Annotated in this window: 15 protein-coding genes; 9 read left to right on the top strand and 6 right to left on the bottom strand. The window is 31.6% G+C overall.

From position 1 onward, the window contains the following. Window positions 1-9: 9 nt before the first annotated feature. From asd to QZ143_RS01225, 4 genes are all read left to right on the top strand, one after another. On the top strand, window positions 10-1,059 hold the full coding sequence (asd, locus tag QZ143_RS01240) for an aspartate-semialdehyde dehydrogenase (protein WP_292880429.1): 1,050 nt from the start codon (window positions 10-12) through the stop codon (window positions 1,057-1,059). A gap of 230 nt (window positions 1,060-1,289) precedes the next feature. Continuing rightward, complete coding sequence (locus QZ143_RS01235) at window positions 1,290-2,540, top strand: hypothetical protein (RefSeq protein ID WP_292880427.1); 1,251 nt, start codon at window positions 1,290-1,292, stop codon at window positions 2,538-2,540. Window positions 2,541-2,909: 369 nt separating this feature from the next. Continuing rightward, the gene (gene thsA, locus QZ143_RS01230; RefSeq protein ID WP_292880422.1) at window positions 2,910-4,520 is read left to right on the top strand and encodes a thermosome subunit alpha; all 1,611 of its coding nucleotides are present in this window, start codon (window positions 2,910-2,912) and stop codon (window positions 4,518-4,520) included. 42 nt (window positions 4,521-4,562) lie between these two features. Continuing rightward, entirely contained in the window at window positions 4,563-5,567 is a 1,005-nt protein-coding gene (locus QZ143_RS01225) for an adenosylcobinamide amidohydrolase (protein ID WP_292880419.1), read from the top strand. Here the strand turns inward: QZ143_RS01225 and xseB are convergent. Together xseB and xseA are read right to left on the bottom strand one after the other, a co-directional pair. Continuing rightward, window positions 5,557-5,775, bottom strand: a complete 219-nt coding sequence (gene xseB / locus QZ143_RS01220; RefSeq protein ID WP_292605245.1) for an exodeoxyribonuclease VII small subunit — start codon at window positions 5,773-5,775, stop codon at window positions 5,557-5,559. The genes QZ143_RS01225 and xseB overlap by 11 nt on opposite strands. Continuing rightward, a complete protein-coding gene (xseA, locus tag QZ143_RS01215; RefSeq protein ID WP_292880416.1) occupies window positions 5,775-7,163 on the bottom strand; it encodes an exodeoxyribonuclease VII large subunit in 1,389 nt (462 codons plus the stop codon). The genes xseB and xseA overlap by 1 nt, the downstream gene beginning before the upstream one ends. Window positions 7,164-7,310: 147 nt before the next feature. Between xseA and QZ143_RS01210 the strand changes: the two genes are divergently transcribed. Together QZ143_RS01210 and pyrE are read left to right on the top strand one after the other, a co-directional pair. After that, window positions 7,311-7,544 carry a PRC-barrel domain-containing protein gene (locus QZ143_RS01210; protein ID WP_292605241.1) on the top strand — a complete coding sequence of 78 codons (234 nt, stop codon included), beginning with the start codon at window positions 7,311-7,313 and terminating at the stop codon, window positions 7,542-7,544. 9 nt (window positions 7,545-7,553) lie between these two features. Beyond that, window positions 7,554-8,081: an orotate phosphoribosyltransferase gene (gene pyrE / locus QZ143_RS01205; RefSeq protein ID WP_292880489.1), complete on the top strand. Its 528-nt coding sequence runs from the start codon at window positions 7,554-7,556 to the stop codon at window positions 8,079-8,081. 39 nt (window positions 8,082-8,120) lie between these two features. Here pyrE and QZ143_RS01200 read toward each other — a convergent pair whose 3' ends face one another. Genes QZ143_RS01200 through QZ143_RS01185 form a run of 4 tightly spaced genes read right to left on the bottom strand, consistent with a single transcriptional unit; the run spans window position 8,121 to window position 10,536 of the window. After that, window positions 8,121-8,627 (bottom strand): MogA/MoaB family molybdenum cofactor biosynthesis protein, encoded by a 507-nt coding sequence (locus QZ143_RS01200; RefSeq protein ID WP_292605237.1) that lies wholly within the window; start codon window positions 8,625-8,627, stop codon window positions 8,121-8,123. 14 nt (window positions 8,628-8,641) lie between these two features. Next, complete coding sequence (locus QZ143_RS01195) at window positions 8,642-8,941, bottom strand: ArsR family transcriptional regulator (protein WP_292605235.1); 300 nt, start codon at window positions 8,939-8,941, stop codon at window positions 8,642-8,644. 6 nt (window positions 8,942-8,947) lie between these two features. Further along, window positions 8,948-9,745 carry a transcriptional regulator FilR1 domain-containing protein gene (locus QZ143_RS01190; protein WP_292880412.1) on the bottom strand — a complete coding sequence of 266 codons (798 nt, stop codon included), beginning with the start codon at window positions 9,743-9,745 and terminating at the stop codon, window positions 8,948-8,950. A 5-nt stretch (window positions 9,746-9,750) separates the two neighbouring features. Then, on the bottom strand, window positions 9,751-10,536 hold the full coding sequence (locus QZ143_RS01185; RefSeq protein WP_292605231.1) for a transcriptional regulator FilR1 domain-containing protein: 786 nt from the start codon (window positions 10,534-10,536) through the stop codon (window positions 9,751-9,753). Window positions 10,537-10,838: 302 nt separating this feature from the next. Between QZ143_RS01185 and QZ143_RS01180 the strand changes: the two genes are divergently transcribed. From QZ143_RS01180 to QZ143_RS01170, 3 genes are read left to right on the top strand one after another with little or no spacing between them, the layout of a single operon-like run. Further along, a complete protein-coding gene (locus QZ143_RS01180; RefSeq protein WP_292605229.1) occupies window positions 10,839-11,345 on the top strand; it encodes a ribonuclease VapC in 507 nt (168 codons plus the stop codon). After that, on the top strand, window positions 11,342-12,463 hold the full coding sequence (locus QZ143_RS01175) for a DUF2117 domain-containing protein (protein ID WP_292880410.1): 1,122 nt from the start codon (window positions 11,342-11,344) through the stop codon (window positions 12,461-12,463). Before QZ143_RS01180 ends, QZ143_RS01175 begins: the two co-directional genes overlap by 4 nt. A gap of 14 nt (window positions 12,464-12,477) precedes the next feature. Then, window positions 12,478-13,452 carry a methanogenesis marker 2 protein gene (locus QZ143_RS01170; RefSeq protein ID WP_292880407.1) on the top strand — a complete coding sequence of 325 codons (975 nt, stop codon included), beginning with the start codon at window positions 12,478-12,480 and terminating at the stop codon, window positions 13,450-13,452. Window positions 13,453-13,456: the final 4 nt, after the last annotated feature.

The raw sequence follows: 13,456 nt of genomic DNA, 5'->3' as shown, positions 1-13,456 counted from the left end.
GTGATTAATATGGTAAATGTTGGTATTCTTGGTGCTACAGGAATGGTAGGTCAAAGATTTATACAATTGTTAGCTGATCATCCTGATTTTGAAATTACTGCATTGGCTGCTTCTTCAAGGTCTGCTGGTAAAAGATATGAAGATGCCACAACATGGTATATGGATAATGAAATGCCAGAATCTGTTAGGGACATTGAAGTAGTTGAAACTAATCCTGATGCAATGGATAATGATGTGGATATTGTATTTTCATCTCTTCCAACTGATTTTGCACTAAAAGTTGAAAAAGAATTTGCTAAAGACTATGTTGTTGCAAGTAATGCCAGCGCTCACAGGATGAAAAAGAATATTCCATTAGTAATTCCTGAAGTAAATCCTGAATGCTTAGATATGATTGATGCTCAACAAAAGGAAAATGATTGGGACGGATTCATTGTTACCAATCCTAATTGTTCCACTATTGCTTTAGCTTTAACATTAAAACCTGTTGTTGATAATTTTAATGTAAACTCCATTAGAGTTTCAACCATGCAGGCTGTATCCGGCGCAGGATATAATGGTGTTCCGTCAATGGCTATTGTAGATAATCTCGTGCCATATATCGGAAGTGAAGAAGAGAAAATGGAAAGCGAATCATTGTATCTTTTAGGTTCTTATGATGGTAATGATGTGGTTCGTGCAGATTTCAAATTAAGTGCATCATGTCATAGGGTAGCTGTAATTGATGGTCATACTGAAGCGGTGTTCATTGAGTTGGATGATGACTTTGACATTGAAGATGTTAAAGATAGTATGGCTAACTTCAAAGGATTGCCACAAGAACTTGATTTATTCTCAGCTCCTGAAAATCCTGTGATTGTTCGTGAAGAGGAAAACAGGCCACAACCTAGAATGGATAGAAATGCAGGAAATGGTATGGCTGTTAGTGTTGGTAGATTAAGAAAAGACACAGTATTTGATAATAGCTTTAAATATGTTCTTGTAGGTCATAATACTATTCGTGGTGCTGCTGGAGCTTCTATATTGAATGCTGAATTGATTAATGATAAAATCTTGTGATTTTATCTCTTTTTTTCTATTATTTTTTTTAATATTTTTTATTTTTTCAATCTGTTTTCTTATTGTTTTTAATTTTATTTTTAGGTTATTTTAAGGGTTTAATTTAAATAGTATAAAATTAATATTTTATATCAAGGAATTATATTGTACAATATATCGAAATTTTCAAATTCATTAATATTTGTAATTTGAAATCGGTATTGGGATAAAAATTTTAACTAAGGGATAGAATGGAAATAGGAATTGATGCTGAAAAAGATACATTACAATCTTTAATTCGGTCTTGCCTATTGGAGCTTAATCGGCTTAAATTAGAATTAACAAAGCTCGAAGTCGAAAGAGCAAATGATAACACTCCATTAAGGATAAAAGAACTCGAAAAAGACATTGTAGAGAAAGAAAAAGAAGTTTCTGTTATTAAATTCAAGGCTGAAGATGAAATTAATCTTTTGAAAAAACAACTTGATGAAAAGGATATTCTGATTAAAAATCAAGAAGACAGGATTTATGAGTTGGATTATGTAAATAATTCTCTTGATGAAATCAAGGAATATTTTGCTGAACAACTGAAAGAGTATAAGAAAAAGGAATTGGCTGATGTTAATGAAAGGTTGAACGAATCTTTCAGAAGCGTAGCTGAAAAAGATGCTCAAATTAATTCTCTTTCAAGAACAATCGATGAGTATAAAATCAAGATCATTAAACTAGAGAATAACGTTGAAGTTCAAAATCAAATCATGGAACTTGAAAAACAAATCGAGCTTAAGAATAGTGAACTTTCACTTAAAGATAGTGAAATTTCTGAAAGGGATAATCAAATAAATCTTTTAAAAGAACAAACTATCCCTAAAGAAGAGTATGATGATTTGCAATCCAAATTCGAATCTGAAATCAGTGAAATGGATGCAGAAATTGCTACTTTAAAAGAAAAAACTATCCCTAAAGAAGAGTATGATGATTTGCAATCCAAATTTGAAACTGAAATTAGTAATTTGGACACATTATTAAATAATCTTAAAGAAAAAACAATTCCTAAAGAAGAGTATATTTCTGTTAAAAACCAATTGGAAACTAAACTTGCTGCTACAAGCACAGAACTTGAATATTTAAAAGAAAAAACTATTCCTCGTGAAGAATATGTTTCTCTTCAAAACAAATTGGAAACTGAAATTGTAGCTAAAGATAAGGAACTTGAATATTTAAAAGAAAAAACTATTCCTCGTGAGGATTACATTTCCCTTCAAACTGAACTTCAGGGCGAAATTAATTCAAAAGATAGTGAACTTAAATATTTAAGGGAACAAACTATTCCAAAAGAAGATTATATTAAACTTCAAAACGAGTTAAATAGGAAAAATGATAAAATTAAAAGGCTGGAAGAAATCAATACTTTCTTTAATGAACTTCAAGAAGAACAAGAAGCTTATGAAACCATGGATTCAACTCCTCCTTTTAGATTAGAGAAAAAACAAGGTAGATAATTCTACCCTTTTATTTTTTTCAATATAATTCCACTTTGTTAGTGAATGTATCTATATGCTCTTGTGGGTATGTGTTTTTTTTGGTGATTCACTTTATAATTTTTTATTTTTTCTGTAATTATTCGATGTTTTTATTTCAAATCTGTTAAAATTATCAAAGCATAATCTCATTATATTGGATTAATTTTTTTGGGATAATGTTTGATATTATTTTTCTTACTTTTATTTACTTTATACCATAAAGTATTTATATAACCTTAAACTCATGTATTATGTAGAAAGGTTTAGTCAACACTAAAACTTATTTTCTCATGTTGATATTTAAACTGATCTAATTTATTTTATAAAATTAAAAAAAGGTGATTATTAATGGCACAAGGACAACCAATTTTTATTTTACCTGAAGGTACTAACAGGTCTGTCGGTAGAGATGCACAAAGAAATAACATTTTAGCTGGAAAAGTATTAGCTGAAACTGTAAGAACTACTTTAGGTCCAAAAGGAATGGACAAAATGTTAGTTGACGGACTTGGTGATATTGTAGTAACCAACGACGGTGTAACAATCTTAAAAGAAATGGATATTGAACATCCTGCAGCAAAAATGCTCGTAGAAGTTGCAAAAACCCAAGAAGACGAAGTTGGAGACGGAACTACTACTGCAGTTATCATTGCTGGAGAATTATTAAAAAAATCCGAAAACTTACTCGATTCTGACATTCACCCAACTATCATAGCTATGGGATACAGAAAAGCAGCAGAAAAAGCACAAGAAATCTTAGATGAAATCGCAATCGATGATGTAGATTCTGAAATTTTACTCAAAGTAGCTATGACTGCTATGACTGGTAAAGGAACCGAAGCAGCACGTGAACCATTAGCAAAATTAATCGTTGAAGCTGTTGAAGCAGTAGAAGAAGACGGTGAAGTTGATATCGATAACATCAAAATCGAGAAAAAAGATGGTGCTGTTGTTGAAGAATCCAACTTAGTTGAAGGTGTAATTGTAGACAAAGAAAGAGTACACCCAGGTATGCCATCTGAAATCAAAGATGCAAAAATCGCATTAATCAACGCTCCATTAGAAGTAAAAGAAACTGAAATGGACGCTGAAATTACCATTACTGACCCTGCTCAAATGCAAGCTTTCATTGAACAAGAAGAAAAAATGGTTAAAGACATGGTAGATAAAGTAGTTGGCGCTGGTGCAAACGTATTATTCGCACAAAAAGGTATTGATGATTTAGCACAACACTACTTATCCAAAGCTGGCGTTTTAGCTGTAAGAAGAGTTAAAAAATCTGACATTGAAAAATTATCCAGAGCAACCGGTGCTAATGTTGTAACTAACTTAGATGACTTAACCGAAGATGATTTAGGTATTGCTGGAACTGTTGAAGAAAGAAAAATCTCCGGTGAAGACATGATCTTCGTAGAAGAATGTTCCGGTGCAAAATCAGTAACCTTATTCGTAAGAGGTAGTACCAAACACATTGTAGATGAAATTGTAAGAGCAATTGAAGATGCAATCGGTGTTGTAGCAGCTACTGTAGAAGATGACAAAGTTGTTGCTGGTGGAGGAGCTCCTGAAATTGCAATGGCTAAAAAACTCAAAGATTACGCAGAATCCATTTCTGGAAGAGAACAATTAGCTGTAAACGCATTTGCAGAAGCTTTAGAAATCGTACCAAAAACCTTAGCTGAAAACGCAGGTTTAGACAGCATCGACTCATTAGTAGATTTAAGAGCTGCACAAGAAGACTCATTCTACATGGGATTAGATGTATTCACTGGTGAAGTAGCAGATATGAAAGAAGCTGGTGTAATTGAACCTAAACGTGTCAAAAAACAAGCAATCCAATCTGCATCTGAAGCAGCTGAAATGATTTTAAGAATCGATGATGTAATTGCATCCACAAAAGGCCCTGAAGACATGGGTATGGATCCTTCCGCAATGGGCGGAATGCCTCCAATGATGTAAATCTAAAGAAATTTTTATAATTTCTTTTCTTTTTTTATTTTTATGAAGCACAGGCTTATTTTCAAAACATCACTTGATGATGAAGTATATTATTTAAAAGACACTATTTTTATTAAGTTTTCAGTTAAACGTAGGGGAATTTCAACATCCAAATTAAATGGTGGAATTTCAACTAATCTAAAATCAGTCTTTAATCATCATTTGTCTCAAGAAAACATTGATTATTTAACTGACCATGATGTGCGGGAATATTTGATTAATCTCTGCAATAATTTTGATATTGATTATAAACAATCCACTGGCCTTATCACTCTTGCAAAAATGAATAATGTAAGCATTGTTGAAAAATCTTTTAAAAACTTAGAAATTACAGTCCTTACGACAGCGGGCGTGAGAACAAACGCTTCACGGGCAGGTGATTCCTCTTCTTACTATGAGGAATATGGTAAATTCGGCACAATCAATACGATAATTTTAACCAATGTTGCCTTAAATGATGATACTCTAATTGATGCGGTTATGACTGCAACCGAAGCGAAAACGGTGGCATTGAATGATTTGAAAATACCTTCCCAGTATTCCAACGGATATGCAACGGGTACAGGTACTGATGGTATAGCAATCTTTTCCAATCTTGAATCGGATAACACTTTAACAAATGCAGGCAAGCATTCAAAACTGGGGGAGCTGATTGCTAAAAGCGTTATTGAATCAACTAAAAAAGCTATAAAAAAACAGGTTTGGATTTCTCAAAAGTCTCAATCAAATGCATTGGTTAGGTTAAATCGATATTATTTGGATATCAATGAATTTTATAATAATTTGGATTATGATAAATTTGAATTTATAAAATTATTGCAAAAGGATATGAAAAAACAGGATAATGTTGCCATAACATCATCCATTTTAAATTTAATTGATGAAGTTGATGCCAATTTAATTAAAAGGGATGAAGCCAGGAAACTGTCCATTTCGATTAAGAATAAATGTGAAAGCTATCCAATAAAAAAATTGTTGGAGTATTGGATAGACTATTTCATTCGTTAATATTGAAATCGATTAACTCTCCGTTATCTTCAACTATTTTAGCAATGGCCTGTTCAGCATTGTTTAACTTATTGTTACATACTTTTACAAGTTGCATTGCATTGTTGAATTCATCAATCGCATCATCAAGGGGGACGTTTCCGCTTTCTAATTTGTTTACAATTTCTTCCAGTTTTTCTAAACTTTCTTCAAAACTTAAATTTTCCATTATATCACCTTTGTATTTATAGTTCCATCATCAACTTTGATGTCTACTTCATCTCCACTTTCAACATCTTTCACGCTTTTTATCACTTTATCTTTCGATTTGGCTATTGAATAACCTCTTTTCAATGTCAGTAGAGGATTTAAAATTGATAACTTGTCAACATTAACTATAAGTCTTTCTTCTTTTTTATTTTTAATATCATTTGGATTTTTCAGTATTTTTGAGCTTTTTATTATCTCTAATTTGTTTTTGTTTTCTGTTATTATGTTTTTTGATGAATAGTTAAGATTCTTTATCAGGTTGTTGAGGTGTGTTTTTTTGTTCTCGTAAATGTTTTTTGGATTTTTCAGCACGGCATTATTTTCAAGAAGCTGTAGCTTGCTTTTATTTTTAGTGATTATGTCCTTTGAAGAGTGATCAAGGTTATTTATTAACTGGTCCAGGTGCATCTGTTTGATATCATAGATTGATTCGGGATTTTTAATAATCTGTTTTTTACAGATATTGTCTAATCTTTCTTTATTGTTTGAAATCTTATTTTCTATGATTTTAGTTAATCTTTTACTGATTTGATATATTCTGTTATTCAATTCGTCCGTTTGGGGAACTGCAAGTTCAGCCGCAGCAGTTGGTGTAGGTGCCCTCAAATCAGCTGCAAAATCAGATATTGTAAAATCGGTTTCATGTCCTACAGCACTGATTATTGGTATTTTGCAATCAAATATTTCTCTTGCAACAATTTCTTCATTGAATGGCCATAAATCTTCAATGCTTCCTCCGCCTCTGCCGATGATAATGGTGTCCAAATCATATTTCTGTGATCTTTTCAGTTGGCTTACAATTTGGGGAGCTGCGAAATCTCCCTGAACCAATGTTGAGAAAACATAAATTTCACATTGGGGATATCTTCTGTTGATGGTTGTGATTATATCCTTAATGGCTGCTCCGGTTTTGGCAGTTATGACTCCAATTCTTTTGGGATACTTTGGTATTTCTTTTTTATGTTCTTTGTCAAATAATCCTTCACTTTGAAGCTTTTTCTTTAGCTTTTCAAAGGCTATATACAAATCACCAATTCCATCCTTTTTGATTGTATTGGCTTTCAGCTGATAATATCCGTTTTTTTCATAAACTTCAATGCTGCCTTTGATTATTACTTTCATTCCATTTTCAGGTTCAAATTCAAGGTTCCTTTTTCTTCCTTTATATAAAACTCCTTTAATTTGTGAATTTTCATCTTTTAGTGTAAAATAATCATGGCCGTTGGCGTAAGATTTATAATTTGAAAGCTCTCCCTTGACTTGGATATTTTTTAATTTAGGGTCCATGTTGAACTTTTTCTTTAAGTATGAATTTATTTGGGATACACTAAAATTGTTATTTTCCATAGATTCACCTGATTACATTGTTAATATGTTGTTTGTATTTAAAACAATTTGCTATTTTCAAGTCAAAATTTCCTTTGAATCAAAAATAAGTATATAATAGGGAATGAACTAATAAATATATATTAATAAAAATTTTTTGGTGATTACATGAGAATTAAAGATGAACTATTTGGAAAAGAAGTTCTTGATGCAGATATTCAAATCGTCGGTAAAATTAATGATGTGCTTTTTGATAAGGATACTTTTGAAATTACTGACCTTGTAATTAAAAAAACAGGATTCTCTGAACAGATTAAAGCTAGCGAAAACGTAATTCCAATGGAACTTGTAAAAGTAATTGGTGATAAAGTTTTGCTTAAAGGCGAAGATGATTTATTATAATTGATTAACATGATATCAAAAGAATATCTAATCGATTTATTGAAGGATAATGAAGTTTTCCTTGAGGGCGACTTTACATTATCTTCTGGTAAAAAGAGCAATTATTATATCAATATGAAAAAAGCCATTACAGAACCTGAAATTTTGTCTACAATTTCCAAATTGATTAGTGATAAGATTAAAGATGAGGACATTGATAAAGTTGCAGGTCCTGCATTAGGTGCGGTTCCTATAGCTACTGCAGTTTCTCTTGAATCTAAACTTCCTTTATTAATGATTCGTAAAGAAAAAAAGGGATACGGAACTTCAAAATTAATTGAAGGTGAACTTTTAGAAGGGGATAATGTTATTGTTGTTGAAGATGTATCAACTACTGGTGGCTCACTTTTAAAAGCAATTACAGCTATTCAAGACAATGGCGGTAATGTAAAAAGAGCATTTGTTGTTGTTGACAGACAAGAAGGCGCCATTGAAGCATTTGAAAAAGAAGGCATAACACTTGAACCTTTAATCACTGTCAATGAATTTTTTGATTAAAAAAAAAGAAAAATGATGAAAGTAAATTTCATCATTAAATTATTTTTTTACATGATGAACAAAATGTGGTAGTTCATCAATAATTAGACTTAGTCCAGTTTTCACAGCATTTGGTGAACCTGGCATTGAAAAAATTACTGTTTTCCTGTATATTCCAGCTGTTGCTCGTGATAATAATGCTGCAGCACCAATTTCTTCATACGATTTAGCTCGGAATAGCTCGCCGAAACCGTCTAATCTTTTTTCGAAAAGCTCTTCTACAGTTTCAACAGTAATGTCTCTGGCATCTAGCCCAGTTCCTCCTGTCGTGATGATAACATCAACATTATCTTCAATTAATTTTTCAATGGATGATAATAAATCTTCTTTTTCATCAGGGATTATAATTCTTGAATTCAGGGAATATTTTGTTTCAATTTCTTTTTCTATGTATTGCCCGGAGAGATCTGCTTTTTTTGATTTCCTGCTGTCACTTAGAGTAATTATTGCACATTTGATATCTTTAGATGAATTATCATAATGTTCCTTTGCAGTTTCACTTTTCATAATATCACATTTCTTTATTTTAAGTGCTTTTTAATTTGTTCATATTCACTTAAATTATTTATTAATTTTTGAGAAGGATAAAACAAAGTGCCATACTTCATTTCATTTTGCACAACTACTTCTGATTTTAAAACTAAATAGATGTGATATTTCACGGTCTTATAATCTAAATTCAATTCTTTTGATAATTGATTGGCATTATAAGGATGTTTTAATATCTCATCGATAATTCTAACAGTAGTGTTGCCTCCTTTTCTTCCCAAAATTAAATTGTTCATTTCGCAAATGAATTTGGAGGAATTATCATTCTCCATGTTTTTTCACCTCCTGTATATTGAATAAACTTCAGAGGCCCATTTTAAGCTGTTGGTAGATTTTCCAATTAGCATTTGTGAATCATCATAATGCCCGTCTTTAAAAAAGAGAGTTAGTGACATGAAATCATGTGAGTAAGTTAAAAACAATTTCAAATTTTCTTTAACGCAAATTATTTTTACTTTTTTATTTTCAAGCAGGTATTTTCTAAAAGTTCCATTTATTTTTATTGCTTTTAAAATCTCTTCACTTATTATTAGTTCTATATATTTTAATTTATTATTATTTAACAACTCAATGATGTGTTTAAAGTGATTTTCTGAGTATATTGGCATTATAATTTTCAATTCTATGGAATTTGATATTAGGTCTATATACTTGTTGAATGCATTAGAAAGGTCGCTTGTTGTTGATGTTATGTAGTTTGCATCCTTTAAAAGATGCATATTCTTTAGAAGTTCCTTTGGAATGCATGTGAGGTCATGATTATCCCAAAATTCGGTATTGTTGTTAATTGCTGACCAATTTTCAATAAGTTTTATCATGTTTGTAGCTAGAAGAAATCCATTTGATGTTAACTGATACTTTTTTTGAACTTTTTTAACTAGATTTTCTGTCTCTAACTCTTTAAGGCCATGCAATATTGTTGCTGAAGGCTTTTTTAAATCATTTCTCAATTCTTCTAGATTTCGAGAACAGCTATACATTGCCAAAATTAATTTGGATCGCATAGTTGATGTTAATATATATTTAATATTTTTGTACTCTTCATTTAATTGATTTTTTGTCTGTAAATTTGTCATTTTAATCACATTTTTTCTTTTATACTTGTAAAAAGATTATTTGCCCATTTTTGTGATTTTTCACTTGATGAAATTAAAAGTCTGTTCTGATCAAAGCTGCCGTCATTTTTAAACAACCCTAAGCTCATTGTATCATCGCATAATGTCAGATATAGATTCAGTTCTTTTGATGTGGCATATACTTTCAAATCACCTTTTGCAGTTGCAGGCTTTCGTATATCCTCATTTATCTCAAGAATCATTTTAGAAAACATGTTTCTGGGTAAGACTATCTCAACCTTTCCGTTATTTTTCAGGATATTCTCAATCAATTGGGGATACTCTGGATGGAGATATGGAAAAATAGCTTTAAGACTTTTGGATGTAATCATTTTTTCTTTAATTGTATTGTGTGTTTTGTAAATGTCTAGGGGTGTTGTTTTTATTAGTTCTGAATCTTTTAAGTCATTGATGTTTTGAATTGAATCAAGAGTTAATTGGTCAATGTTATGTCTGCCCCAGAAGTCATCGAAAGTGGTTATTAAATCGACGCTCATTTTGAAGTCCATTAGATTTCTATAATAAATTTTGCTCAATGGCTTCAAGTGATACTTATTTTTCTTTTTTATGACATAGTTGCGTTCCTCAAGCTTCACCAGGTTGCTTGAAATGGAACTATAGGTAATGTTTGTTGTGTTTACCAGTTCTTTGACAGTTTTTGGATTTTTTTCTAGTTCGCCAATTATTTTTAGCCGAATTTCGGATTTTGCAAGAAATTGTATTTCATTATTTAAATCATATGAATTAATCATTTTTTCGACCTCCGATTTTTTTCATTCATGAATATCATATGTCGTATTCACGAATTATTTTGCAATATAAGATATATTTTCAAATTTTAAATATATTTTTTCAAATTTCCACCATATTTTCCCCCCATTTCATCCCTATTTGCCCCCTATTTCTTTTAATTTAGATTAAATTCATTTTATCATTAATGGGCAGTATAGTAGTATTCTAAACTGTTTTTTATAATTCTGTATTCTTGGATATTTTTCACCATTTGAATAAAATTTTGCCAAGTTTTATTTAATTTTAAAATAAAAATAGTGGTATGGAAATTGTTTATATTTTAGATGCATCAGCTTTTATCAATGGCTTTCAATTAGATTCTAAAAATAATTTTACAGTCCCTGAAATAACTTCTGAGATAAAAGATTTTGAGTCACGTTTAAAATTTGACGCTGCACTTGCCGAAAATAGACTGACTATTCAGGATGTTCCTGCCGAGTATGTGGAATCGGTTGAAGAAATCATTTCCAAGTCGGGGGATGTTTTAAGGTTATCTGTTCCTGATAAAAAATTAATTTCACTGGCTTATATGAAGTTTAGGGAAGGTGAAAATGTAAAGGTCATTAGTGATGATTATACCATACAAAATACTTTAAGGATAATGGATATTCCATATTCTGGAATCATTACTGATGGAATTAAAGGAATTTATAACTGGAAAAAGGTTTGTGAAGGATGTAAAAAGGAATATGATGAGGATTATCCATTTGATGATTGTGAAATATGTGGATCTAAAATATTTAAAAAAAGAATTAAGGTGAATAGATGAAAATTGGCGTAGTGGTTCATGGCCCTAATATAATTGATTCCGGTTATGCTTTAAAATTAATTGATTTGCTTAAGGAGTACGGTGAGGTTACTGCAAGGCTTGGAGGAACAATGGGCAGGACTGCGGTAATTGATGCCAGCTTGGAAAACATTATAGATATTCGAAAAAAACTGGTTCCAAGCGATTCCTTAAAAATATTTCATGATGATAATGTTGATGTAATCTTTTTGCTTAATTATGGAAAATCTGATGTTACAGGCCAAGTTTTTGGATATAAGGTTTATAATCATTATGTTCAAAAAATTGATGATAATTCAATTCCTGTTATTCAAATTGAAAGGCCTGGTGAGGATGATGGTAGTGTCATACCTTGGAATGGAAACTTCGAATTGGCGAAGGATTTGGCTCATAGGCTAAATTTGACTTTAATAACTCCAGAAGAGGTTTATGATAACCACATTAAACAGGATGATATTCCTGATAATCATACTCATAGGATAGTTCATGGCGTAAGTCCTGGTGAAAATATCATGGTTAACAGTGTGGTCATCGGTAAAACTGATTCGGACAAGCTTACATTAATTGCAAAGGATAATGTGATTGTGGATATTGTAGGTGGAACTCTAAAAGGGCATGGCGTTGAAAAATTGGGTGAAGTTGACCTTGAAAATGCAATTATTAAAACTGGCCTTTTAAGAAAAGCCAAAGTTACTCCTCGCATTTTGCAAAGGGATGACAATGCTGATTTTGAAGTTGCATTTTTAGACCATGCCGGTGAGGACGTTTACAGGTTTAGGGGTTGTGATGTGGTTATTACAATTGGTGATGATACGACATTAATATCTTCTGATATTCTGTACAGATTTGATATACCTATAGTTGGAATTACTGATGGTGATTTGGACAAGGTTGTGGAAAATGGATTCAAAGCTAAAAATTCCATCATCTTTGAAGTTGAAAGTGGTTTTGATGATGTCTGCGGACAAGCTATTGAAAAGAATTTATTCACCGATAATCAGATTAATTCTGATTTTTCAAATATCTCTCAAGTTGAACAAAAGATTATTGAAATAATAAATAATATTAATTGCAAATACAAAATTAATTATATTGATTAAACGGATGTGTTTAAGTGGATTTGGAAAGTCTTGTAAAATCTATTCAAGAGTTTGAAGGAGTATCACGTAAAAGTTCAATCGATAACGTCATTTCTCTTTTAAAGGAATCTTACAATGTTTCTGGTGATGTAGTTATTGATATTGGGGATGATGCTTCTGCAATAGACATTGGTAATAATCAAGTCGTATTAATTGCTGCTGATGGTATATGGGGTCAGATAATGAATGTTAACCCTTACTGGGCAGGATACTGCGCAGTTTTAGTTAATGTAAATGATATTGCTGCAATGGGCGGCAAGCCTCTAGCCATGGTTAATATAATGTCAATAAAAAATGATGATATCTATGAGGATTTATTGAGAGGCATAAATGACGGATGTTTAAAGTTCGGCGTTCCAATGGTTGGAGGACACTTGCATCCTGATGGGGATAGCGACTCTTTAGGTGTGGCAATTGTTGGAATAGCTCAAAAAGATAAAATCATTACTAGTTTTGGTGCCGAGGTTGGGGATAAAGTTATTGTTGCAATTGACCTTGACGGCAAACCTCATGAAATGTTCAGTCTAAATTGGGACACCACTTATGATAAGGATGCAAAATTGGTTCGCGATCAGATTAGTGCAGTTCAGTATTTGGCTGAAAACGATTATATCAAATCAGGAAAGGACATTTCAAATCCTGGAATATTGGGAACTTTGGAAATGCTTTTGGAAACTTCCAAAAAAGGAGCAGTTGTTAATCTGGAAGATATTCCAAAAAATGAAAATATGGAATGGGTTGACTGGCTTCGGGTTTATCCGGGTTCAGGTTTTGTTTTCACTGCTGATGAAGATTACTGCGGTTATATTAAAGAATATCTTGCAAGGTTTTCCATTGAAGCAGAAGTTGTGGGTGAAATTACAGATTCCAATTCACTTTATTTAACATATCGTGATGAAAAAATTGAAGTTTTCAATCAAGAAAAAAATCCGATATTCATATTTAGGTGATTTT

The sequence above is a fragment of the Methanobrevibacter sp. UBA188 genome (assembly GCF_905234905.1).
Taxonomy (GTDB): Archaea; Methanobacteriota; Methanobacteria; order Methanobacteriales; family Methanobacteriaceae; genus Methanocatella.
Note: the sequence above shows the minus strand (reverse complement) of the source record. Positions and strands in the feature narration are given on the sequence as shown.